The organism is Aldersonia kunmingensis (genome assembly GCF_001646865.1).
In the GTDB taxonomy this organism is placed as follows: domain Bacteria; phylum Actinomycetota; class Actinomycetes; order Mycobacteriales; family Mycobacteriaceae; genus Aldersonia; species Aldersonia kunmingensis.
In genome coordinates this window covers 25,692-48,520 of the sequence record NZ_LRRB01000230.1, presented here as the reverse complement: position 1 = coordinate 48,520, position 22,829 = coordinate 25,692, and the positions used below count along the sequence as shown (strand labels likewise).

Annotated in this window: 28 protein-coding genes; 20 read left to right on the top strand and 8 right to left on the bottom strand. The window is 66.6% G+C overall.

Annotated elements, in window-relative coordinates:
• Positions 1-69: 69 nt before the first annotated feature.
• The 3 genes from A8G08_RS18015 to A8G08_RS18005 all read left to right on the top strand — a co-directional run bounded on the left by A8G08_RS18015 (position 70) and on the right by A8G08_RS18005 (position 2,726).
• Positions 70-675, top strand: a complete 606-nt coding sequence (locus tag A8G08_RS18015) for a TetR/AcrR family transcriptional regulator (protein WP_068277122.1) — start codon at positions 70-72, stop codon at positions 673-675.
• 177 nt (positions 676-852) lie between these two features.
• Positions 853-1,779 carry a metal-dependent hydrolase gene (locus A8G08_RS18010; RefSeq protein WP_068277119.1) on the top strand — a complete coding sequence of 309 codons (927 nt, stop codon included), beginning with the start codon at positions 853-855 and terminating at the stop codon, positions 1,777-1,779.
• Between the two features lie 239 nt (positions 1,780-2,018).
• Positions 2,019-2,726, top strand: coding sequence for a hypothetical protein (locus A8G08_RS18005; protein WP_068277116.1), 708 nt, complete (start codon positions 2,019-2,021; stop codon positions 2,724-2,726).
• A gap of 80 nt (positions 2,727-2,806) precedes the next feature.
• On the opposite strand, the gene A8G08_RS18000 is transcribed toward A8G08_RS18005, so the two are convergent.
• Both A8G08_RS18000 and A8G08_RS17995 read right to left on the bottom strand, forming a co-directional pair.
• A complete protein-coding gene (locus A8G08_RS18000; RefSeq protein ID WP_068277113.1) occupies positions 2,807-3,139 on the bottom strand; it encodes a YnfA family protein in 333 nt (110 codons plus the stop codon).
• Positions 3,136-3,849, bottom strand: coding sequence for a Clp protease N-terminal domain-containing protein (locus tag A8G08_RS17995; RefSeq protein ID WP_068277111.1), 714 nt, complete (start codon positions 3,847-3,849; stop codon positions 3,136-3,138). The genes A8G08_RS18000 and A8G08_RS17995 overlap by 4 nt, the downstream gene beginning before the upstream one ends.
• A 134-nt stretch (positions 3,850-3,983) precedes the next feature.
• On the opposite strand from A8G08_RS17995, the gene A8G08_RS17990 reads away from it, so the two are divergent.
• From A8G08_RS17990 to A8G08_RS17980, 3 genes are all read left to right on the top strand, one after another.
• Complete coding sequence (locus tag A8G08_RS17990; protein ID WP_068277110.1) at positions 3,984-4,538, top strand: hypothetical protein; 555 nt, start codon at positions 3,984-3,986, stop codon at positions 4,536-4,538.
• Positions 4,539-4,663: 125 nt separating this feature from the next.
• Positions 4,664-5,587, top strand: coding sequence for a tyrosine recombinase XerC (locus tag A8G08_RS17985; protein WP_068277108.1), 924 nt, complete (start codon positions 4,664-4,666; stop codon positions 5,585-5,587).
• Between the two features lie 43 nt (positions 5,588-5,630).
• Positions 5,631-6,011: a GatB/YqeY domain-containing protein gene (locus A8G08_RS17980; RefSeq protein WP_068277105.1), complete on the top strand. Its 381-nt coding sequence runs from the start codon at positions 5,631-5,633 to the stop codon at positions 6,009-6,011.
• On the opposite strand, the gene A8G08_RS17975 is transcribed toward A8G08_RS17980, so the two are convergent.
• From A8G08_RS17975 to A8G08_RS17965, 3 genes are all read right to left on the bottom strand, one after another.
• Complete coding sequence (locus A8G08_RS17975; RefSeq protein ID WP_068277098.1) at positions 5,989-6,483, bottom strand: M23 family metallopeptidase; 495 nt, start codon at positions 6,481-6,483, stop codon at positions 5,989-5,991. The genes A8G08_RS17980 and A8G08_RS17975 overlap by 23 nt on opposite strands.
• Before the next feature lie 113 nt (positions 6,484-6,596).
• On the bottom strand, positions 6,597-6,908 hold the full coding sequence (locus A8G08_RS17970) for a DUF202 domain-containing protein (RefSeq protein ID WP_068277096.1): 312 nt from the start codon (positions 6,906-6,908) through the stop codon (positions 6,597-6,599).
• Between the two features lie 4 nt (positions 6,909-6,912).
• Positions 6,913-7,272, bottom strand: coding sequence for a YidH family protein (locus A8G08_RS17965; protein ID WP_068277093.1), 360 nt, complete (start codon positions 7,270-7,272; stop codon positions 6,913-6,915).
• A 63-nt stretch (positions 7,273-7,335) separates the two neighbouring features.
• On the opposite strand from A8G08_RS17965, the gene A8G08_RS17960 reads away from it, so the two are divergent.
• From A8G08_RS17960 to A8G08_RS17930, 7 genes are all read left to right on the top strand, one after another.
• On the top strand, positions 7,336-8,079 hold the full coding sequence (locus tag A8G08_RS17960) for a siderophore-interacting protein (RefSeq protein WP_068277089.1): 744 nt from the start codon (positions 7,336-7,338) through the stop codon (positions 8,077-8,079).
• Between the two features lie 219 nt (positions 8,080-8,298).
• On the top strand, positions 8,299-9,165 hold the full coding sequence (gene rpsB, locus A8G08_RS17955) for a 30S ribosomal protein S2 (RefSeq protein WP_068277085.1): 867 nt from the start codon (positions 8,299-8,301) through the stop codon (positions 9,163-9,165).
• Positions 9,166-9,203: 38 nt separating this feature from the next.
• Positions 9,204-10,028 carry a translation elongation factor Ts gene (tsf, locus tag A8G08_RS17950; protein WP_068277081.1) on the top strand — a complete coding sequence of 275 codons (825 nt, stop codon included), beginning with the start codon at positions 9,204-9,206 and terminating at the stop codon, positions 10,026-10,028.
• A 170-nt stretch (positions 10,029-10,198) separates the two neighbouring features.
• Complete coding sequence (pyrH, locus tag A8G08_RS17945) at positions 10,199-10,927, top strand: UMP kinase (protein ID WP_068277079.1); 729 nt, start codon at positions 10,199-10,201, stop codon at positions 10,925-10,927.
• Between the two features lie 87 nt (positions 10,928-11,014).
• Positions 11,015-11,572 (top strand): ribosome recycling factor, encoded by a 558-nt coding sequence (frr, locus tag A8G08_RS17940; protein WP_068277077.1) that lies wholly within the window; start codon positions 11,015-11,017, stop codon positions 11,570-11,572.
• Between the two features lie 68 nt (positions 11,573-11,640).
• Complete coding sequence (locus A8G08_RS17935) at positions 11,641-12,618, top strand: phosphatidate cytidylyltransferase (RefSeq protein ID WP_425394578.1); 978 nt, start codon at positions 11,641-11,643, stop codon at positions 12,616-12,618.
• Positions 12,615-13,346 (top strand): class I SAM-dependent methyltransferase, encoded by a 732-nt coding sequence (locus A8G08_RS17930; RefSeq protein ID WP_425394575.1) that lies wholly within the window; start codon positions 12,615-12,617, stop codon positions 13,344-13,346. Before A8G08_RS17935 ends, A8G08_RS17930 begins: the two co-directional genes overlap by 4 nt.
• On the opposite strand, the gene A8G08_RS17925 is transcribed toward A8G08_RS17930, so the two are convergent.
• Positions 13,300-13,671: a LapA family protein gene (locus A8G08_RS17925; RefSeq protein ID WP_068277074.1), complete on the bottom strand. Its 372-nt coding sequence runs from the start codon at positions 13,669-13,671 to the stop codon at positions 13,300-13,302. The genes A8G08_RS17930 and A8G08_RS17925 overlap by 47 nt on opposite strands.
• Positions 13,672-13,762: 91 nt before the next feature.
• Between A8G08_RS17925 and rlmN the strand changes: the two genes are divergently transcribed.
• Positions 13,763-14,893, top strand: a complete 1,131-nt coding sequence (rlmN, locus tag A8G08_RS17920; protein ID WP_068277063.1) for a dual-specificity RNA methyltransferase RlmN — start codon at positions 13,763-13,765, stop codon at positions 14,891-14,893.
• A 3-nt stretch (positions 14,894-14,896) separates the two neighbouring features.
• On the opposite strand, the gene A8G08_RS17915 is transcribed toward rlmN, so the two are convergent.
• Positions 14,897-15,496, bottom strand: coding sequence for a TetR/AcrR family transcriptional regulator (locus A8G08_RS17915; RefSeq protein WP_068277057.1), 600 nt, complete (start codon positions 15,494-15,496; stop codon positions 14,897-14,899).
• A gap of 90 nt (positions 15,497-15,586) precedes the next feature.
• Between A8G08_RS17915 and A8G08_RS17910 the strand changes: the two genes are divergently transcribed.
• Positions 15,587-16,702 (top strand): Rv3169 family protein, encoded by a 1,116-nt coding sequence (locus A8G08_RS17910; protein WP_068277054.1) that lies wholly within the window; start codon positions 15,587-15,589, stop codon positions 16,700-16,702.
• 4 nt (positions 16,703-16,706) lie between these two features.
• Entirely contained in the window at positions 16,707-17,780 is a 1,074-nt protein-coding gene (locus A8G08_RS17905; RefSeq protein WP_068277049.1) for a phosphotransferase family protein, read from the top strand.
• Positions 17,781-17,848: 68 nt separating this feature from the next.
• On the opposite strand, the gene A8G08_RS17900 is transcribed toward A8G08_RS17905, so the two are convergent.
• Complete coding sequence (locus A8G08_RS17900) at positions 17,849-18,118, bottom strand: DUF2631 domain-containing protein (RefSeq protein WP_068277048.1); 270 nt, start codon at positions 18,116-18,118, stop codon at positions 17,849-17,851.
• Between the two features lie 128 nt (positions 18,119-18,246).
• Between A8G08_RS17900 and dxr the strand changes: the two genes are divergently transcribed.
• The 4 genes from dxr to A8G08_RS17880 all read left to right on the top strand — a co-directional run bounded on the left by dxr (position 18,247) and on the right by A8G08_RS17880 (position 22,822).
• Positions 18,247-19,410: a 1-deoxy-D-xylulose-5-phosphate reductoisomerase gene (gene dxr / locus A8G08_RS17895; protein WP_068277045.1), complete on the top strand. Its 1,164-nt coding sequence runs from the start codon at positions 18,247-18,249 to the stop codon at positions 19,408-19,410.
• Entirely contained in the window at positions 19,410-20,627 is a 1,218-nt protein-coding gene (locus A8G08_RS17890) for a M50 family metallopeptidase (RefSeq protein ID WP_068277041.1), read from the top strand. Before dxr ends, A8G08_RS17890 begins: the two co-directional genes overlap by 1 nt.
• 137 nt (positions 20,628-20,764) lie before the next feature.
• Entirely contained in the window at positions 20,765-21,904 is a 1,140-nt protein-coding gene (ispG, locus tag A8G08_RS17885) for a flavodoxin-dependent (E)-4-hydroxy-3-methylbut-2-enyl-diphosphate synthase (RefSeq protein ID WP_425394577.1), read from the top strand.
• An 81-nt stretch (positions 21,905-21,985) separates the two neighbouring features.
• Positions 21,986-22,822, top strand: a complete 837-nt coding sequence (locus tag A8G08_RS17880) for a GNAT family N-acetyltransferase (protein WP_068277033.1) — start codon at positions 21,986-21,988, stop codon at positions 22,820-22,822.
• Positions 22,823-22,829 lie beyond the last annotated feature (7 nt).

Here is a 22,829-nt window from a genome sequence, read left to right as displayed (position 1 = left end):
GAGGCGTTTCGACTCGCAGGGCGACCAACCGTTTGACACCCCTGTTGCGGCGCAGAAAGGATCGCGTTCATGCGCACCCATGGCTGGGGCGGATCCACGCCGGCGAGTGACGAAGAGGCCATCGACCGAATCCTCGATGCGGCCGATGACGCGATCGTGGAGCGCGGCGGTGACCTGCGGGTTGCGGATGTGGCGCGGGCGCTCGGAATATCCCGGCAGACGGTCTACAACTACTTTCCCGGTCCCAACGCGCTGCTCGAAGCAGCGGCGACCCGATCGGGGTTGCGGTTCATCGAACGACTCATCGAGCACCTGGTCGGCATCACGGATCCGGTCGACGCGATGGTCGAAAGCCTTGTGTACACGGTGGAATGGATCCCGAGCGACAAGGCAGTGCAGTTGATGCTGGCGCACGAGTTCGGCAAGGCGTCTGCGGGCGTCACGTCGAGCCGGGCGAGGGAATTCGGCCGCGGCATCCTCGCCGGCATGGACGTGAATTGGGCGGCCCTCGGATTCGACGATCCCGCGATAGACGACCTCGTCGAGTACATGCTGCGCATGCTCCAGTCGTTCATCGTCGATCCCGATGAGCCCGGCCGTCGCGACGTACGCGACCTACTGCGGCGTTGGGTCGCGCCCGTCGTGAAGTCGGAAATCGACGCGCGGAGCCCATAGTCCGCCGCAAGTAGCAAAACCGGCGATAGCTGGGGCACTCAGCTGCGGCGCCGATTGTCGCGCGACTCCATGGCTTGACACTATTGACGATCCGTCAAGCCGGACTCTAGCCTGATCGGGACGTTGGCAACTCGTCGCCGAGTGATCCGAATGCGGGATCGGGAGAGTCGAGCGAACATGACCGCAGTGACGTTCCGTCGAATGCGCTTCGACGTCGATTCGGACGTGCCGTTCCAGTGGAATCCGGCGAATCCCGGTTCCGGGCTGATGGCCAATATGATTTCCTTCATCGCCGTCGGATTCGAGCGCTACCTCGTACTCGCAGTGAAGGACGCGCTGCGGACAATGACGGACGAAGACTTGCGTGCCGAGGCAGAAGTCTTCCTCGCCCAGGAGTCGCAGCATTCGGCTGCTCACCGTCGGCACGTGAATGGCCTGATCGCGCAATACCCCGGACTCGGTCCCGTACTCGACCGTGTCGTCAGTGGCTACGAGGAGCTCTTCGCGGCGCAGCCGCTGAAGTTCCACCTCGCCTACATCGCCAGCCTCGAGGCAACCTTTCCACCGCTGTTCACCTTCATGATCGAGAACCGCGACCGCCTGTACAACGGCGATACGCGAGTGGCATCGCTCTTCCTGTGGCACTACGTGGAGGAGATCGAGCACCGCAGTTCCGCGCAAATCGTCTTCGACGGAGTGGTCGCCAGTCGGTGGTACCAGATGCGCATGCTGCCGCGGTCGATGTCGCACATCCTCGCCGTCTCCCGAGAGCTTGCCGATGGGTTCCGCGAGGCGGTGCCCGAAGAGGACATGGGCGTCGACCCGCGGGTGGCGACCGGTGAGATCTGGCGCACCGAGACTCTCACCCGGCTGCCGGTGGTGAACCGGTTCTTCACGGCGCCGTATCGCACGACATTCGAGGGCATTCCGTCGAGGCAACTGCTTCGACTCGTAGCGGGCCTCGTGCGCTCGCAATCGCCGACGCATCATCCCGGCGATGTGGTCGCCCCGGACTGGTTCCACACCTGGATGGACAGTTACGCGGCCGGCGAGGATATGGCGCACTTCTACGGCGTCGGAAGCGCGCCCGCGGCGCGCGGCTGAGTCGTCCCGACTGATCGATGACTCGTGAACGGCGGGTCGATCTTCGCTGCCTTCGGCGCATTGGCCCGCTGCCTATTTCGCTGCTATGAACAGGATAAACACTTGTGTATCAGTCGGTTTCCCCAACCTTTGCGGGAAATTCGGATCAGGCCAATTGGTTTGGCAAGGGAATGTCCCGGGTAGGGGGTAGGGAGTCCGATTTGGACTGAGTCACATCCACCGAGTGAAGGGGGTAACACATGAAGGTGCGCAAGGTGATGAGTTCGATCGGTGCTGGCGCGCTCGCGGGCTCCGCACTGATGGCCGGCGCATCCACCGCATCGGCGAGCCCGGAGATTCCGCTGCCGATCTGCGGTTCACAACCGTCCGTGCCCGCGTTGCCGCAGGGCTGGGACCCAATCGATGGCACGGTGCCGGCGCAGTACGTTGCCGGACCCGACGGCGCGACCGGTGCGGGTTCATTGCAGCTGAAGGTAACCACGCCCGCCGAGAAGGCGGACTATTACCACGCGGCGAACGTCAAGCTCAGCGAGGTTGGGGCGCTTGGCTACCGGCAGCACACCGAAGGCGCCGTGCAGGCGAGCTATCAGCTGAAGATCCTGGACGCCAAGCGCGACGATGGCGACACGACCGGGTTCACCACGCTGGTCTACGAGCCGTACCTCAATGGCGAGCCGCTCGGCAGCACCAATGGCTTTGTGAACGAATCGAATATCCAGAACGGCAAGTGGTGGAGCACCCGCCCAATCGCCGGCGCGAGTGGTCAGTCGGACAGCGACACGTTGTCGGACATCATCGCGCAGAACCCGGACGCTCGCGTCACCGCTTATGGCGTCAACCTGGGCCGGAACAACGCGGTCTCGACGTCGCACGTCGATGACGTCCAGTTCGGCTGCACCACCTGGAACTTCGACCCCAACCCGAACATCGGCGGCAGCTTGCCGTGATCCGCTTCGCAGCACCGACCAGGGCGGTGTGAGTGAAGCAGGGTCGCCGGCCGAATATTTCGGCCGGCGACCCACTCGGTTCAGCCGCGCGGGGCGTACATGATGATCGCGACACCGACGAGGCATATCGCCGAGCCGATGATGTCCCACCGGTCGGGGCGGAAACCGTCGAAGGCCATGCCCCACAACAGTGATCCGACGACGAACACGCCGCCGTAAGCGGCCAGGATCCGCCCGAAATGCGCATCGGGCTGCATCGTCGCGATGAATCCGTATGCGCCCAGCGCAATCAGCCCCAGACCGATCCACCAGCCGCCGCGATGCTCGCGGACGCCCTGCCACACCAGCCAGGCGCCGCCGATCTCTGCGACCGCGGCAAGCGCGAACAGCAGAAGCGACTTCGCGACCGTCACTGCGCAGCGTTGTCCGTATCAGCGACGATGGAGGCGAGGGCCTCGGTAATGGCGGCCTCCACGGCGGCCGCGTCGAGATTCAGATCGGCGAAAACCACCGGCGCGCCCGGGTTCTCGGCCAGCAGGGCTAGCAGCATGTGCTCGGTGCCCACGTAGTTGTGTCCTAGTCGGACCGCCTCGCGCACGCTCAGTTCGATCACCTTCTTCGCCGCGCCCGAGTAGGGGATCAGCACCGGCGGTTCGGGCGCGTCCTCGGGCCCGGCCACCTGCGGCGCGAGGGCGGCACGCAGCGCCTCCGGGGTGACGCCCTGGGCTGCGAGCACGTGCAGCGCGAGGCTGTCCGGCACGTCGGCCAGCGCGACGGCGATATGCGCGGGCTCGATCTCGGAGCGGTTGTTCGAGCGCGTGAGCTCCATCGAGCGGACCAGCACTGTGCGCGCCTTGTCGGTGAACCGGGAGAACATCTCCTGGCTCGCCTTGGGCGTGAAACGTTGCTGCGCAGCCTGTTTCGTTACGCCCAGGCTCTCGCCGATCTCGGACCACGACGCGCCGCTGTGCCGCGCGCGGTCCACGAAGTGACCGATCAAGTGATCGGCGATGTCCTCGAAATGTTGCGCGGCCAGGACCGCGGAGGTCAGTTGGTCGAGCGGCCGATCCGGGTGGGCCGTCCGGATGCCGTCGATGAGGTCGTCGAGCCGCACTGTCGTCATGCGTCAAGGCTAGGTTGACGATTTCAATCCGTCAATACGAGATTGACGCGGTTGGGCGGTGGGCGTGGCCGCCCCCGGCGGGTAGATTCGCCGCGGCGAGCACACGTGCAACCACGGCGGAAGGACGCGCGGCAATGAGTTACCCGTATTCGAACGATCCGGGGGAGTACGAGAACCGCGGTGCCCGGGCATATTCGAATGAACCGGAGGAGTACCCGACTCGCGTCGGCCGGCCGGCACACGGGCCGCCGCAACAGCGTCCGCGCCCGCAACCGACCTTCGACAGCAAGCCGTTCTTCGCCGGCGTCGCGGCAACCGCGCTGACGACCTTCCTGGCCGGAACCATCGCGGCCGCGATTGTGCAGGCGATCTATCGGCGCATGGACACCCCCGTGGTGTGGATGTACGGCAATGACGCGCCGTGGGTAGCCGGTGTCTGCGGTGCGATCGCGGCGCTCCTTGCCGGTGGTGTCCTGCTGCTGCTGTTCCAGGGTGTCCCGTCGCCCGGCACGTTCTTCAGCTGGATCTCCGCGCTCGTCGTCATCGCGGTCATCGTGCTGCCGTTCCTGGCTGCGACCAGCCTGGCCTCCGCGCTCGGCGCCGCGATCGTGAACGGTCTCATGGGCATCGTCATTGCGACATTGCTGGCCACCACACGAGCGAGAACCTTCCGCGGCCGCGCGCACTAGCCGCCGCGACCACGGCCGCGCTCACACGAGCCCGCCACATCGGCCCTGCGCAGTCGTTCCGGCGGATCTCGACCCCCGCGGCGCGTCCGCTTGCATGGTGCAGTGACGGCGGCGACCGTGGTCGCATGACCGAGTTGCCCGACCGATTTGCCAGGGATGTCGAGGCGTTCGGCGAGCACCTGCGCCTTGAACGGGGGCGCTCGCCGCACACGGTGCGGGCATATCTCGCCGATGTGCGTTCGCTGCTCGGTCATGTGCTCGCGCAGAACCCGGGTGCCGGTCTGGGCGATATCGACCTGCACGAGCTGCGGTCCTGGTTGGCCGCACAGCAGGCCACCGGTGCAGCCCGGACAACGATGTCGCGGCGAACCTCGTCGGTGCGAACGTTCACCGCCTGGCTCGCGCACACCGGGCGGATACCGTCCGACCCCGGAATCAGACTCGCTGCCGCCAAGGCCCATCGCACCCTGCCGACCGTGTTGCGCAGCAATCAGGCCGCCGAGGTCATGCGCGCCACCGAAGCCGGCGCCGCGCAGCACGACCCGCTGGCACTTCGTGACGCGCTCATCGTGGAGCTGCTGTACGCCACGGGGATCCGTGTGGGGGAGCTGTGCGGACTCGATATCGGCGACATCGATCACGAGCGAATGCTGGTGCGCGTCATCGGTAAGGGCGATAAGCAGCGCAGCGCGCCCTTCGGAAAGCCGGCCGCAGTCGCGCTGCGTGCCTGGCTCGATGTCGGCCGGCCGGCGCTGGTCATCGAGGCATCCGGGTCGGCGCTGTTCCTCGGGCGCCGGGGGCGGCGCCTCGATCAGCGGCAGGCCCGTGCGGTGGTGCATGACGTGGTGTCCGCCGTACCGGGCGCTCCCGATATCGGGCCACACGGATTGCGGCACTCCGCTGCGACCCATCTCCTCGAAGGCGGAGCGGACCTGCGTGTCGTGCAGGAGTTGCTCGGTCACGCCAGCATGGCGACCACCCAGCTCTACACGCACGTGTCGGTGGAACGACTGCGCAAGGTGCACGACCAGGCGCATCCGCGAGCGTAGAAATCCTGGCCACACATCAACGAACCCGCAAAGGATTTCGCCGATGGAAGCAGGAGTCGAATTGCGCGACCGGATGCGTGCGGCCCTTCGCGCCGCGATGCGCGTACGGGACAAACCCGCGGCCAGGGCGCTGCGGTCCGCGCTCGCCGCAATCGACAATGCCGAGTCTGCTGGTATCACCGACGATCGTCCGGCCGGTACGATCGAGGATGCCGCCGGGCTCGGTGCGGCGGAGGTGTCGCGCCGCCATCTCGATACCGCCCAGATCGAAGCGATCGTCCGAACCGAGATCACCGAACGCCATACCACGGCACAGGAATACGAGCGGATCGGTCGGCCCGAGCGGGCCGCGGAACTGCGGCACGAGGCCGGTGTGCTCGCCGAGCAGCTCGACGGCCCGGTCACCGGGACCCCACCGGCTTGAGCCGGATCGGCGCGAGGTGCAACAGGCCCAGCGGGTCGAGGTACTCGCGGGCACGACGCACACCCCAATGCAGGCACGCAGGTCGGAGGCAGCCGGGATGGCCCGGCGCGAGTGTCCCGATTGGTGTTCCGCGCCCGACGCGGCGGCCGAGTGTCGTTGTTGCCTCGACCGGTTCGTAGGTTGTGCGCAAGCCGCCGGCGTGATCGACCGAGACCACAGGCTTTCCCGCGACCTCGCCCGCGAACGCGACGAAGCCATCGCCCGCCGCGAGCACGGCCTGACCGGGCGCGCCGGCCAGGTCGACACCGCGATGACCCGGCAGCCAGTCGTGCTCGGGTTTGTCGAACGTGCGCACAACGGCTGGTCGTGGCCGCAACGGCCAGTCGAACTCACCCGGGGGCGCACCTGCGGCTGGTGCCGCGCCAACGAAAAATGCGAGAAGGGTCAAGAGGAGCAAGTGGGCTGAGCGCATGCATCAATGGTGTGCCCCCGAGGGGCATGCGAACCGGCGAGAGTGCTTGTTGGGGATAACTTTTCGGCTATCCACAGATCGCCGAAATGTGGCCGATCGCGCCGATGGGCGGGCTATGCTGCCGCGACCATCGCGACCAATTCGGTGAGCCCAAGCAGCGCGACCGCGAGTGCCAGCACCGCATGCGTCCGCCCGCCGCGGGACCGGGCTCGCGCCCGCGGACCGGCGTCGTGGCGATAGCGACGTTCGCTTTCCACCAGCACCCAAATGCACAGGGGGACGGTCACCGCCAGTCCGAGCAAGGCGAACACGCCGAGCTGATCGAGCGTCAGTCGCGTGACGATCGCGGATCCGGCAAGCACGGACAGCGCCATCCGCTGCCACGCGAGCGCAGTGCGTTCGTTCTGCAGGCCAGGCGAGGTCACCGGGTCACACCAGTACCGCGAGCAGTGCGGCTGCGATGACGATCACCGCGGCGACGAGGACCGTGCCGAATCCGAATGCGGGCAACCGACCGCCCACCCGCATGGCGCGTTCGCTTCGAGCCCACCGCACCCAGGACGCGACCGCGCCGAGCAGGCCGAGCACGACGAGCGCGGCGGCGAGGATCACCTGCAACGTGTGCGGAATGTCCAACTCGACCGCATCGAGGGCGACTCCGCCGGCCAGCAACGCGAGCGAGGTTCGCAGCCAGGCCAGAAATGTCCGCTCGTTGGCGAAGCTGAAGCGGTAGTCCGGATCCTCGCCCTGTTCGTATACATATCCGGGCCAGCGCTGGTCGTCGGTCACCGCTCTCCCTTCGTCCCAGAGCGACGGTACCGTGGTGAGGTAAACCTAAGACGGAGGACGCGCGTGGCGAAGGCAAGGACGACCCTGACGGTCACCGGAAGCGAATGGCTCAACCCCCACATGGTGCGGTTGCGGTTTGGGGGCCCCGGTTTCGACGAATTCGTTCCCAGCGAGTTCACCGACGCCTACGTCAAGATCGTCTTCGATCAGGACGGCGCCGAGGTTGTGCGCAGCTACACCGTCCGCGCCGTCGATCCGGTGGCGAAGGAAATCGTCATCGACTTCGTCGTGCACGGCGACGAGGGCCTCGCCGGGCCGTGGGCCGCTGCTGCGGCCCCGGGCACCCAGATCGACATGCTCGGCCCCGGCGGTGCCTATGCGCCCAACCACACCGCGGACTGGCATCTGTTCGCCGGTGACGAGGCCGCGATTCCGGCCATTGCCGCGGCGCTCGAGGCGTTGCCTGCCGATGCGATTGGCGACGCCTTCATCGAAGTCGACGGCCACGAGTACGAGTTCGACCTGCGCAAGCCTGCGGGAGTGCAGGTCACCTGGTTGCATCGCGACGGCTCCGGGTCCCCGCTGCCCGCCGCGGTTCGTTCGATGCCGTGGCGTGCCGGGCAGGTGCATGTCTTCATCCACGGCGAGGCCGAGACAGTGATGCATGACCTGCGCCGATACGTCCGTCGCGACCGCGAGGTTCCGGCCGGTTGGGCCTCGATTTCCGGCTATTGGCGCCGCGGGATGGCGGACGAGAGCTTCCGCGCGTGGAAGAAGGAACTGGCCGCGGCCGAGCAGACCGGATAACCCTCTTCGGGACGGTTATGACCACGGGGTGTCCACCCCGTATGCTGTTTGAGCGGTCTGTGCTTGCACAGGCCGACTTCGCGCGCCCGAATCTCGGAGGTCATCTTCCGAGCAGGCCGTCTGCTGGTCCCGCTTGCGGGTTCGGACGGTCCGCGGGCGCCAGGGCAGGCGTCGCACGACGCGCTGCAGCAACCGGCAATGAAAGAGAGATACACAGCCATGGCTGTCGTAACCATGAAGCAGCTGCTTGACAGCGGCGCGCACTTCGGTCACCAGACCCGTCGTTGGAACCCGAAGATGAAGCGATTCATCTTCACCGACCGCAACGGCATCTACATCATCGACCTGCAGCAGACGCTGACCTACATCGACCGGGCTTACGAGTTCGTCAAGGAGACGGTCGCCCACGGCGGCACCGTGCTCTTCGTCGGCACCAAGAAGCAGGCTCAGGAATCGATCGCAGCCGAGGCCACCCGCGTCGGCATGCCGTACGTGAACCAGCGCTGGCTCGGCGGCATGCTCACCAACTTCTCGACCGTCCACAAGCGCCTGCAGCGCCTGAAGGAGCTCGAGGCCATGGAGCAGACCGGTGGCTTCGAGGGTCGCACCAAGAAGGAAATCCTCATGCTCACGCGTGAGATGACCAAGCTGGACCGCACCCTGGGCGGCATCCGCGACATGGCCAAGGTTCCCTCGGCCATCTGGGTTGTCGACACCAACAAGGAGCACATCGCCGTCGGCGAGGCTCGCAAGCTGAACATCCCGGTCATCGCGATCCTGGACACCAACTGCGACCCGGACCTCGTCGACTACCCGATCCCGGGCAACGACGACGCGATCCGCTCGGCCGCACTGCTGACCAAGGTCGTCGCGTCTGCCGTCGCCGAGGGCGTTCAGGCCCGTGCCGGCCAGAGCGCGTCGGATGACAAGCCCGAGGTTGCCGCCGGCGAGCCCCTCGCCGAGTGGGAGCTCGAGCAGCTCGCGCAGGCTTCCCCGGCTGCTGAGGCCGTCACCGAAGCCGCCGCCGAGGCGCCCGTTGAGGCCGCCACCGAGGCGCCGGCCGAGACGCCCGCCGCGGACGCCTGATTCTCCAGACAAATACTCGTTAAGGAGGCTCGCCAATAATGGCGAACTACACCGCTGCTGATGTGAAGCGGCTCCGCGAGCTCACCGGCTCCGGAATGATGGACTGCAAGAACGCGCTCGCCGAGACCGATGGCGACTTCGACAAGGCAGTCGAGATCCTGCGCATCAAGGGCGCCAAGGACGTGGGCAAGCGCGCCGAGCGCACCACGGCCGAGGGCCTGGTCGTCGCGAAGGGCGGCGTGCTGATCGAGCTCAACGCCGAGACGGACTTCGTCGCGAAGAACGCGGAGTTCCAGGGTCTCGCCGACAAGATCGTTGCGGTCGCCGCGGAAGGCCGTCCGGCCGACCTCGACGCCCTGAACGCGCTGGCGCTCGACGGTCAGACCGTCGACGCCGCCGTGCAGGCCCTGTCGGCGAAGATCGGCGAGAAGCTCGAACTGCGCCGGGTCGCCGTGCTCAACGAGCCGGTCGCGGCCTACCTGCACAAGCGTGCTTCGGACCTGCCGCCGAGCGTCGGCGTGCTCGTCGAGTACGAGGGCTCGGGCGACGCGGCTGCTGACGCAGCCCGTGCCGCTGCCATGCAGATCGCCGCGCTCAAGGCGCGCTACGTCACCCGTGACGAAGTGCCCGCCGAGATCGTCGACGCCGAGCGTCGCATCGCCGAGGAGACCGCGAAGGAGGAGGGCAAGCCGGAGGCCGCCCTGCCGAAGATCGTGGAAGGCCGTGTCAACGGCTTCTTCAAGGACGTCGTTCTGCTGGAACAGTCGTCTGTGACCGACTCGAAGAAGACCGTCAAGGCTCTTCTCGAAGAGGCCGGCGTCACCGTGAAGCGCTTCGTGCGTTTCGAGGTCGGCTCCAACTAAGCAACACCTGAACGGCCCCGCGTCCTGTCGGACGCGGGGCCGTTCGCATGCCTGCGTCCGCGCGGCGCTGCGCAATCGCGCACAACCGAACCAACCAACCCCGGCCTTTCCGACCGCCTCCATGAGGCAGGATGGAAGCCGCCTGCACCTGGGTACGACGAAGGAGACCGATGTCCGATCCGGCAACCGACCGACAGGGCTACAAGCGCGTGCTGCTGAAGCTCGGTGGCGAGATGTTCGGCGGTGGCAAGGTCGGCCTCGACCCAGACGTGGTTACCACGGTCGCGCAGCAGATCGCCGAGGTGGTGAGCTCGGGTGTCCAGGTGGCGGTGGTTATCGGCGGCGGCAACTTCTTCCGCGGTGCCGAATTGCAGCAGCGTGGCCTCGAGCGGGCCCGGTCGGACTACATGGGCATGCTCGGCACGGTGATGAACAGCCTTGCGCTGCAGGACTTCCTGGAGAAGCAGGGCGTCCAGACCCGGGTGCAGACCGCGATCACGATGGGTCAGGTCGCCGAGCCGTACCTGCCGCTGCGCGCGCGCCGGCATCTTGAGAAGGGTCGGGTCGTCATCTTCGGCGCCGGCATGGGCATGCCGTATTTCTCCACCGACACCACTGCTGCGCAGCGCGCACTGGAGATCGGTGCCGAGGTCGTGCTGATGGCGAAGGCCGTTGACGGCGTGTACACCGCCGATCCGCTTACCGACCCGACGGCAACCATGTTCAATGAGATCACCCATCGCGAGGTCATCGAACGGAACCTGAAGGTGGCCGACGCGACCGCGTTCAGCCTGTGCATGGACAACCAGATGCCCATGTTGGTGTTCAATCTCCTGACGAAGGGCAATATTGCCCGGGCGGTGTCTGGTGAGAAGATCGGAACATTGGTCAGGTCCTGACCGGCGCGCCCGCGGCGCCCGGAGGTGTTCCCGGGGCCTGGGCGAGCGAACCAAGACGATGTGCGCAAAGACGATGGAGGAACGGCCGTGATTGATGAAGCGCTCTTCGACGCCGAGGAGAAGATGGAGAAAGCCGTCTCGGTGACGAAGGACGATCTGGGCGGAATCCGGACCGGTCGCGCCAACCCGGGCATGTTTTCCAGGATCGTCGTCGAGTACTACGGCGCCATCACTCCGATCACGCAGATCTCGAGCATTCAGGTGCCCGAGGCGCGGCTGGTCGTGATCAAGCCCTACGAGCCGTCCCAGCTCGGTCCGATCGAGACCGCGATCCGCAACTCCGATCTCGGCGTCAATCCGACCAACGACGGCAACCTGATCCGGATCGCGATCCCGCAGCTCACCGAGGAGCGGCGACGCGAGATGGTCAAGCAGTGCAAGGCCAAGGGCGAGGACGGCAAGATCTCGGTCCGCAACGTGCGGCGTAAGGCCATGGAAGAGCTGAACCGGATCCAGAAGGACGGCGAGGCCGGTGAGGACGATGTCGTTCGCGCCGAGAAGGAGCTCGAGCAGACCACGGCCAAGTACGTCCACCAGATCGACGAGCTGGTCAAGCACAAGGAAGCAGAGCTGCTCGAGGTCTAAATCCCCGGTCGACGGGGATTGCAGGTGCGGTGGGGAACAGGACGGGCGAAGAGATCGTGATCGGGAGTGTGATTGTGCCGAGCAAGGAGGGGACGCCGAAGGACGCCGTTCCCGACATCGCCGGTCCGGATGAGGTGAATCCGGCATCGGGGGGTGGCGATTCGGCAACAACGACTGGGGCATCTGGCGACAAGCCGGCCCCCACCCCACAGGACGAGCCGTCCAAGGCCTCTCGTGCGGGACGAAATCTCCCGGCCGCGCTGGCCGTCGGATTCGGGCTCGGTATCGGCGTCATCCTCCTCCTGCTGTTCGCTGAGAAGGTCTTCATCGGTGTGCTCGCCGTGGCAATGGCGATCGCCACCTGGGAAGTCATCAAGCGACTCTCCGAGGCCGACGTCGACGTGCCGCGTATCCCGTTGCTTCTCGGCGGGCAGGCGGTCATCTGGTTGGCCTGGCCGTACGAAACCGAGGGCGTGGTCGGCGCGTTCGCGGTGACTGTGGCCGTTGTGATGGTGTGGCGGCTGTTCCAGCACGGCACGGCTACGGCACCGCGCAACTTCCTGCGCGACACCTCGATCGGCATCTTCGTACTCGCGTGGATTCCGCTATTCGCCGCCATGGCGATCCTCACGCTCTTCGCCGATGACGGAAACCTGCGGATTCTCGTGTTCATGATCGGCGTGGTGTGCTCCGATGTCGGTGGCTATGTCGCCGGCGTGCTGTTCGGCAAGCATCCGATGGTGCCGACGGTCAGCCCGAAGAAGTCCTGGGAGGGCTTCGGCGGCTCACTACTGTTCTGCATTGTCGGCAGCGTGCTCGCCGCGACCCTGCTGCTCGACGCGGACATCGCCGTGGGGATCGTGCTCGGTGTGGCCCTCGTCCTCGCCGCGACCCTCGGCGACCTGATCGAGTCGCAGGTCAAACGCGAACTGCAGATCAAGGACATGGGCACGCTGCTGCCCGGGCACGGCGGCATCATGGACCGGCTCGATTCGATGCTGCCCGCCGCAGTGGTGTCGTGGTTGGTATTCACCGTCCTGCTGTGAGGCGTTCGCCGATCCGGCCGAGCCCGAATATCTGGCACTGGCCGAAGGTCTACGAGCTCGAGAACCGAGCCCAGGATCCCGACGGCGCGGTGTTCGAGACCATGCGCGAACTGTTTGACTGGATCGGCCGCGACGTGGTCGATATCGGTTGCGGTTCGGGATTTCATCTGCCGGATTTCGCGCGTACGGCGCGATCGGTAGCGGGCGTCGAGCCGCACCCACCACTCGTCGCGGCGGCCGGCCAACGGGTCCGTGACCTGGCCAACGTGCGGGTGCTGGAAGGCTCCGCGCAGCACCTGCCGCTACCCGATGCGTCGATCGATCTGGTGCACGCCCGGACCGCCTACTTCTTCGGTCCCGGCTGCGAGCCGGGGATCGCGGAGACGCTTCGCGTCCTGCGCCCGGGTGGCGTTCTCATGGTGGTCGATCTGGATGCGACAGCGGAACCCTATGGCCGCTGGATGTGCGCGGATCTCCCGCATTACGACCCGGCGCGCGTCGAGCAGTTCTTCGACCGGGCGGGTTTCGCGCTGCGGCGTGTCGACACTCGCTGGGTCTTTGGTGACCGGGACGCGTTACGTGCCGTGCTCGGCATCGAGTTCGGCCCAGCCGTGGCCGAACGTGCCTTCGCCGAGACACCCGGCGTGGAACTCGGTGTGCGCTACCGGGTACACACCCTGGTCAAGCCTTCCGGCGTGGCGCCGGTGGCTGCTTGGCGACCTTCCTGATCTGCAGGATCCGCACCCCGCCGACGATCGCCATGATCACCGCACCCATGATCGCGGCGAGCAGCACGGCGACGCCGAGCGGCAGGCTGAACTCCCAGAACAGGATGTTGATCGGCACGCTGTCGAGGTTCTGCAGGATGAAGATCAGCAGCATGACCAGCACGACGAGGCCGACAATCAGTGCCATCCACGCGGAGCTGACGCGCGTGCGCTTGATCTTGCGGATGGGCGGAGTCGGCGGGGGAGCCTGACTCTGGTCGGCGGGTCGCGGCGAAGCGTCCGGCTCGGAACCGGACTGTGTCGGGGGATCGGGGTTGCTCGCCATAGTCGATGCATACCCTGTGGGCAGTCCCACTGCACCCGGATCGGCCGCAAATTCGCATGTCGCAGGCGTCGGATGGGACACTGGAGTAACTATGGCTGTCTCCCTCCCGCTTGTTTTCGATGCTCCACGCCGGGGCATGCCCCCTCGCCATCTCGCCGATCTGGACGCTGATGGCCGTCGCGCGGCGGTCGAGGAGTTGGGCCTGCCGAAATTCCGCGCCGATCAGCTTGCCCGTCACTACTACGGGCGGCTCGAGGCCGATCCGGAGAAGATGACGGATTTGCCGGCCGGCGTACGTGCGACGGTCGCCGAGGCGCTTTTCCCGCCGCTGCTGACGCCGCTGCGTCATGTGGCCTGCGATTACGGCTCCACTCGCAAGACGCTGTGGAAGGCCGGTGACGGGACTCTGCTCGAGAGCGTCCTCATGCGCTACCCGGACCGCGCCACGCTATGCATTTCCAGCCAGGCCGGCTGCGGCATGGCCTGCCCGTTCTGCGCCACCGGGCAGGGCGGGCTGCAGCGCAACCTGTCCACCGCGGAGATCGTCGACCAGGTTCGGTCGGCCGCCGCGGCGATGCGGGACGGCGAGGTGCCTGGCGTTCCCGGCAGCAACGCCGACTCGGGACGGCTGTCGAACATCGTCTTCATGGGCATGGGGGAGCCGCTGGCGAACTACAAGCGCGTAGTGGACGCGGTTCGCCGCATCACCTCACCCGCGCCGAACGGGCTAGGCATTTCGCAGCGCTCCGTGGTGGTGTCGACGGTCGGGCTGGCGCCCGCGATCCGGAAGCTGGCCGACGAGGGACTGTCCGTGACGCTCGCGGTCTCGCTACATACCCCCGATGACGAGCTGCGCGACACATTGGTGCCCGTCAACAATCGCTGGTCCGTCGCCGAGGTGCTTGATGCGGCTCGCTACTACGCCGATAAGACCGGTCGCCGAGTCTCGATCGAATACGCACTGATCCGCGACGTGAACGATCAGCCGTGGCGGGCGGACATGCTCGGCAAGAAACTGAAAAAGGCGCTCGGTCCGCTGGTGCATGTGAACCTCATCCCGCTCAACCCGACGCCGGGCAGCGAATGGGATGCCAGCCCCAAGCCAGCCGAGCGCGAATTCGTCCGGCGGGTAATTGCCCAGGGCGTGACCTGCACCGTGCGCGACACCCGCGGCCGCGAGATCGCCGCTGCGTGCGGTCAGCTCGCGGCGGAGGAGAGTTAGCACCTATTCCCACTCCGTCCGGGCCAGTGCGGCGAGTGCGCGAGTTGTCTTGGCGCAGTAGGTTTCTCGGTCCGATCGGCCGCCGGTCATCGCCCGCACCACCGTGGACGCGACGAGTAGGTCGAACACCGCGTCGGCGCGCTCGTTGATTTCCCCGGTGGCCAGCTGCGGCAGGTCGTTGGCGAGCATGTCGAACATGAGGGCTCGCACGTCCTGCTCGGAGTGCAGCACAAGCCGCTCGTAGATCGATTCGTCCCGGTGGTAGGCGGCCAGTAGTCCCAGCAGTGCGGCCCGGGTCACCGGCTCGGAGAGCCAGTCGAGGAACATCTCGACCCAGGCGCGCAGATCGGTCGCCAGGTCTCCTGTCGCACTGGGCACCGGCGCGGGCCGGGCGTGGCCGAAGGCCACCTCTTCCACGAGTGCTTCCTTGGTGGGCCAGCGTCGATAGATCGTGGGCGCTCCGACGTTGGCGCGCCGCGCGACGGCCACGACGGTTGTGCCTTGATAGCCCTTCTCGACCAACAGTTGCCGGGTCGCCTCGATGACGGCGGCGTCCTTTTCCGGATCGCGCGGCCGGCCGGGCTGGGTGGCGGTTGTGGTCACGTCAGGAACTTTCGCATGCCTCTGGACTTCAATTACGTTAAACACTATAACGAAATGCGAAGGGCTAATCTAACGACGGAGGCACGAGCGATGTTGACCCCGCACGACGAGCTGCTTGGCCATCAGCTGGCCACAACTTTCGACCATGTCGCCCAGAGCGATCTGCGCTGGGTCGAGCGCATCGTGATGTACGGCTTCGACAAATCCGGCGACATAAACGTGATGACCGGTCTGGCTCGTTACCCCAACCGGAACGTCACCGATGCGTACGCGATGGTCACTCGCCGCGACGGCACCACGAAGGTGGTGCGGATGTCGACCGAACTCAACCCGCAGACCGATCCGCTCGGCAGCTACTCGGTCGGTCCGTTCACGTACTCGATCGAGGAGCCGCTGCGCGCCGTGCGTGCGACATTGGCGCCCAACGTTCAGGGACTGAGTTTCGACCTGCGACTGCAGGGCCGGTTCGACGCCTACGAACAGACCCCCGCGTTCCACCGCTCGCGGGGGCGGGTCAGCGAGGACGCGCGGCGGTTCTATCAGAACGGGGAGCTTTCGGGCTGGCTCGACATCGACGGCGAGCGCATCGAGATCGATCCGGAGCGTTGGTGGTTCGGGCGCGATCACTCGTGGGGCGTGCGCAATGGGCCCGGCGGCGGCAGCCTGCCCGAAGGCACCGAAATGCAGCCGAGCGAGATCCCCGACGGAGTTCTCTACTACATGGGCATCTTCGAATTCGATGACGAGCTGGTGCATTTCGCGCAGCGCGAGACCAGTACCGGCGAGCGGTGGCAATTCGAGGGCGAGGTGCTTTATCCATTCGACTCGGGGAAGTCGGCGGGCACGATCATCGATGTCGAGCACGACCTCCGCTTCCGTGACGAGCTTCGCGTGATCAGTGGCGGCACGTTCACTGTCCTTCGCGGCGACCGCACCACCAGCAAGATCGAAGTCACCCCGCTGTGCGATTTCTGGCCGGGGCTAGCCGGCTACATGGAGTTCAATGGCTACGCGTCGGGGTATTGGCGCGGCACCGATTTCGTCGACGGATTCACCGTTGATGCAACCGATCTCGAAGTGGTCCGGCCAGTTTCGTTCCTCAGCGAAACCCTGTGCGAGGTCAGGATGGACGGCAAGGTCGGGCACGGCCTTGTCGAGATGGTCTTCATGGGCGCCTATCCCCGCTACGGGTACATGGGATGGTGAGGCGATGACTGCCGAATCTGCGCCGCGACAAGACGCGGACCCGACGCAACCCGCGCGGATCGCGCCGGAGGACCTGCCGATCGCGCTGGAGCCGATAATTCGCCGGCGTCTGGCCGGCGCTGACCAGGCGCGGATCACCGGCTGGACCCGGGCGCCGCACGGCTATTCAACGGAGACTTACCTTTTCGAGGTCACCGGGCTCGACGGCCCCGACCTCGGGCTCGTGCTGCGGCGGCCGCCGGAGTTCTCGATACTGCCCGACTTCGATTTGCGCAGGCAGTATTTGGTGATGCAGCGACTGGCCGGCTCCCCGGTCCCGGTGCCGACAATGCGTTGGATCGAGACCGACCCGACGGAGCTGGGCACGCCGTATTTCGTCATGGATCGGTTGTACGACGCGGAGACCGTCAGCGATGTTCCGCCGTATCACGAGAGCGGGATCTACGCAGAGACCGACGACGCGGGCCGGGCCGCCATGTGGAACGCCTGCGTCGATGTCATCGCCGACGTCCACGCGATCGATCCGGCGCGCTACCGGCTCGGGTTTCTGGACCTGAAGGCCTTCGGCGGAGCACCACCTGAGCGGCTGGCGAACTTCCTGCGCTACGGCATCAACTGGGCGGCCGGTGAACGCCGGATCGACCAGCGGTTATCGGGAGCACTGGATTGGCTCGACCAGCATCTCTACGTCCCCGAACGAATCGGGTTGTGCTGGGGCGATGCGCGGATGTCCAACGTGCTGTACCGCCCGGACACCACCGTGGCTGCCGCGCTTGACTGGGAAATCAGCTACCTCGGCGACCCGGCCGCGGATCTGGCGTGGATGTTCATGAGCGACTGGGTCAGCAGTCCGCTGCCCGACCGGGCGCCCGCACCCGGCACACCGAGCCGCGAGGAGACCCTCGAGCGGTACCGGGAACGGACCGGGCATCGGATCGGCGATATGCGATTCAGTGACGTCACCGCGGCGCTACTGCTCGCGGTGCCATTGATCAGGCTGACCGAGCGGCTCGGCTTGGATGTCGATCTGGGTGAGATTTGTGCTCAGCGCGTCGAGTTCGTCCTCGACGGCGACTGAGCCGCAAGGTAATTGAACAAGCCACGCCGCCCGCTGAAAGCGGGCGGCGTCAGGCATTGAACCCCGGACTAGCGAGGGTGGCGGCTCAGGTACGAGTCGCGCAGCAGGATGGCGACAATGCCGGCTGCGAAGCCGATCAGGAACAGGTCCTCGACGCGCCCGCTGTGGTTGCCGATCATCATCAGCAGCAGGATCACCGCGACGACCCAGCCGGCGATCCGGAAAGTCTTCCGCGACTCACCGCTCCAGCCCCAGGCTGCAGAGGGAACCTCGGCCGTATCCACGTGCCCGACGACAACGGGGTCGTAGTGCGCGGGGTCCAACTCCTTACCGGCCACGATCGCTCCTCATGTTCGAGAATGGGTGCTGCTGTTGGGACTTATCGTGACATACGACCGCGCGTCGTACCTCGGCAGGTCCGGTCGGGTCTGTACGCACAGATAGCAATGCTCGGCGATCGGCAAGAATGAGTCACGTGTCAGACAAAGTGCGCGTTCTGCTGCTCGGCAGCACCGGATCAATCGGCACCCAGGCGCTGGAGGTGATCGCGGCCAATTCCGACCGGTTCGAAGTGGTTGGGCTCGCGGCGGGCGGCGGCAAGGTGGATCTGCTCGCGCAGCAGATCGCGGCCACCGGAGTGCGGCACGTGGCGGTGGCAGATCCGGCCGCGGCGCAGGTGCTCAACGATCCGTCGGTGCTGTCCGGTGAGGGCGCTGTGACCGAGCTCGTCCGGCGCGTCGAAGCGGACGTGGTGCTCAACGCGCTGGTGGGTTCCCTAGGCCTCGAACCAACGCTCGCGGTTCTCGAATCGGGCACCCGGCTCGCGCTGGCCAACAAGGAGTCGCTCGTCGCCGGCGGATCGCTGGCCACCCGCGCCGCCGCTCCCGGCCAGATCGTCCCGGTCGACTCCGAGCACTCCGCGCTGGCCCAGTGCCTCCGCGGCGGACGCGCGGAGGAGGTCGCGAAGCTCGTGCTGACCGCATCGGGCGGTCCGTTCCGCGGCGCCAGCCGGGAGGCCCTCGACGACGTCACGCCGGCTCAGGCGTACGCGCACCCGACCTGGTCGATGGGACCGATGAACACACTCAACTCGGCGACCCTGGTGAACAAGGGGCTCGAGCTGATCGAAACGCACCTGCTTTTCGGCATCGACTACGAGCGCATCGAGGTGACGGTGCACCCGCAGTCGATCGTCCACTCGATGGTGACCTTCACGGACGGATCGACGCTCGCTCAGGCCAGCCCGCCGGACATGAAGCTGCCGATCGCGCTCGCCCTCGGCTGGCCGGACCGCGTTGCGGGCGCTGCGCCGGCCTGCGACTTCAGTAAGGCCGCGACGTGGGAGTTCGAGCCGCTCGACGCATCGGTGTTTCCTGCGGTCGATCTCGCCCGTGCGGCCGGTACGGCAGGCGGTTGCACGACCGCGGTGTACAACGCGGCAAACGAGGTCGCTGCGCAGGGCTTCCTCGACGGTGTGATCCGGTTCCCCGGGATCGTGGAGACAGTTGCGCGGGTGCTCGATGAATCGGACGAGTGGTCCGCCGAACCCAGTACCGTGGACGATGTACTAGCCGCCGACGGCTGGGCACGGCAGCGGGCACGGGAGCTCGTCGAGGAGGCAAGTTCTTAATGGTGTTCGTCCTGGGTGTGGTGCTGTTCGCCGTCGGCATCACCGCATCGGTCGCGTTGCACGAGTGCGGGCACATGTGGGCGGCCCAGGCGACCGGTATGAAGGTCCGCCGCTACTTCGTGGGCTTCGGTCCGAAGATCTTCTCCGTGCAGCGCGGCGAGACCGAGTACGGCCTCAAGGCGATCCCGCTCGGCGGGTTCTGCGATATCGCGGGAATGACCGCGCTCGACGAGATCGAGCCGCACGAGATCGACCGCGCGATGTACCGGCAGGCCACCTGGAAGCGGATGTTCGTGATGGTCGCCGGCATCCTGATGAACTTCCTGCTCGGCTTCCTGCTGATCGTGCTGCTGGCGGTGGGCTGGGGTCTGCCCAATCTGAACGAGCCGCCCGCCACCGCGCTAGGCAACATGAGCTGTGTCGCGCAGCAGAATCCGGACGGGACACTGTCCGACTGCAGCGGCACCGGGCCCGCTCAGCAGGCCGGTCTGCAGAAGGGTGACGTCGTCACCGAGGTGAACGGGAAACCGATCGACACGTGGGCGGAGTTCCAGCAGGCCACGCAGCAGGCGCAGGGCGCGGTCACGTACACGATCGAACGCGACGGTGAGACGCGTGACGTGGTGGTGCTCCCGCAGCAGGTTCAGCGCGTGGTGAAGGACAACGCGACCGGCGAAACCTCGGTCCGCACCGTCGGCGCGGTCGGCGTCGGGCCGGACTATTACGAGCCCGTGCAATACAACGCCGCCTCCGCGATCCCGGCGTCGCTGGCGTTCACCGGCGACATGACGGTGCGCACCGTGCAGTCGCTCGCCGAGATGCCGTCGAAGGTGGCCGACCTGTGGACCGCCGTCACCGGCGGCGAGCGTGACCCGGAAACGCCGATCAGCGTGGTCGGCGCAAGCGTGATCGGCGGGCAGGTCGCCGAGCGCGGCCTGTGGCAGGTATTCGTACTGCTCCTCGCGAGCCTCAACTTCTTCCTCGGCGCGTTCAACCTGCTGCCGCTGCTACCGCTCGACGGCGGTCACATGGCGGTGACCGGGTACGAGAAGGTGCGCAATATGGTGCGCGGGCGCCGCGGACTGCCGCCCGGCGGGCCGGTCGACTATCTGAAGCTCATGCCCGCGACGTATGTGGTGATCTTCATAGGCGGGGCATACATGCTGCTCACGCTCACGGCGGACGTGATCAACCCGATCAAGCTGTTCGGCGGTTAGTAGAATCGAAACCGCCAGCGACCAGGCGGTGCATATGCGCGCTCCGCGGGCTCCGCTCGGAGCCAAACGCTCGCTCCGCGGGCTCCACTCGAACGAGCCGGAAAGAGGGCTAGGAACACGTGACAGTCGGATTGGGTATGCCCGCGGGACCGGTGCCCGTTCTCGCGCCTCGGCGCGTGACACGGCAGCTGCAGGTCGGTCCGGTCGGTGTGGGCAGTGACCACCCGATTTCGGTGCAGTCGATGTGCACCACGAAGACGCACGACGTCAACGCGACGCTGCAGCAGATCGCCGAACTCACGGCCTCGGGCTGCGACATCGTGCGGGTCGCATGCCCGCGCCAGGAGGATGCCGACGCGCTGTCCACGATCGCCAAGAAGAGCCAGATCCCGGTGATCGCCGATATCCACTTCCAGCCGCGCTACATCTTCTCCGCGATCGATGCGGGCTGCGCCGCGGTGCGGGTGAACCCCGGCAACATCAAGGAATTCGACGGTCGCGTCAAGGAAGTCGCCAAGGCAGCCGGTGACGCGGGCATCCCAATTCGTATCGGCGTCAACGCCGGATCCCTGGATCCACGGCTGCTGCAGAAATACGGCAAGGCCACCCCGGAGGCGCTCGTCGAATCAGCGCTGTGGGAGGCGGGCCTGTTCGAGGAGCACGGCTTCGGCGACATCAAGATCTCGGTGAAGCACAACGATCCGGTGATCATGGTCGAGGCGTATCGCCAGCTCGCCGCGCAGTGCGACTACCCGCTGCACCTCGGTGTGACCGAGGCCGGTCCGGCGTTCCAGGGCACGATCAAGTCCGCTGTCGCGTTCGGCGCGCTGCTGTCCGAGGGCATCGGCGACACCATCCGCGTCTCGCTGTCGGCGCCGCCGGCCGAGGAGGTCAAGGTCGGCGGGCAGATTCTGCAGTCGCTGAACCTGCGGCCGCGCAAGCTCGAAATCGTCTCGTGCCCGTCCTGTGGCCGCGCCCAGGTGGACGTGTACACGCTGGCCAACGAGGTCACTGCGGGCCTCGAGGGGATGGAAGTCCCGCTGCGCGTCGCGGTGATGGGTTGTGTCGTCAACGGCCCGGGTGAGGCCCGCGAGGCGGACCTCGGCGTGGCGTCCGGAAATGGCAAGGGACAGATCTTCGTGAAGGGACAGGTCATCAAGACCGTGCCCGAGGCGCAGATCGTCGAAACGCTCATCGAAGAGGCCATGCGGATCGCCGAGGAGATGGAAGGCGGGGCCGGCAGTGAAGCCGGATCGCCGGTGGTCACAGTTAGCTGACCGTCGTCGCAGAGCCTTTCCCCAGGTAGGGCTTTCGTGGCAATCTAGGGACGTGCACGAAGAGCCGACAGGACAAGTCCTGTGCTGAAGCTGCTCGGTGCGCGCCAACTCGGATCCCGGGACGTCCCGGACGTGCTTCGTGCGCTCGCCGCCGACCCCGTCGCCACCTGCATGGTTGCCGCACGGGTCGAGGAGTTCGGCGTCGATCCACGCGCGTTCCAAGGGGAAATGTGGAGCCGGGGACGTGCCGCGTCCTCGCTGTGTTTCTCCGGGGCCAACCTCGTCCCGCTGCGGGGCGGCTTCGAAGACATTCGTGCATTCGCCGAGCGTGCGGCCCGCGCTCCACGGATGTGTTCGTCGGTTGTCGGCCGCAGCGAACTCGCCCTGCCGCTGTGGCAGTTGCTCGAACCCGAGTGGGGACCAGCCCGCGAGGTCCGTCCCGACCAGCCGCTGCTCGCCACCAACCGGGCTTCGGCCATCGATCCGGACCCGCACGTGCGCCAGGTTCGCCCGGACGAGCTCGAGTCGTATCTGACTGCGGCCGTGGCGATGTTCATAGAGGAGGTCGGCGTCGACCCGCGCGCGAGCGACGGCGGCCGCGGGTATCGCAGGCGCGTCGCGCATCTGATCGCTGCCGGACGGGCGTGGGCTCGATTCGAGGACGGCGAAGTGCTTTTCAAGGCCGAGGTCGGATCGATGTCGCGGGGTGTCGGCCAAATTCAAGGCGTATGGGTCAATCCCGACCGGCGTGGGGAGGGAATCGGCGCGGCCGGTACGGCCGCCGTGACCAACGCGGTGATCGCCTCGGGTCGCACCGCGAGCCTGTACGTGAACAGCTTCAACACCCCAGCGCGGCGTGCGTATGAGCGGGTGGGGTTCGAACAGGTCGCCACGTTCGCGACCGTCCTTTTGCACTGAAATCGTG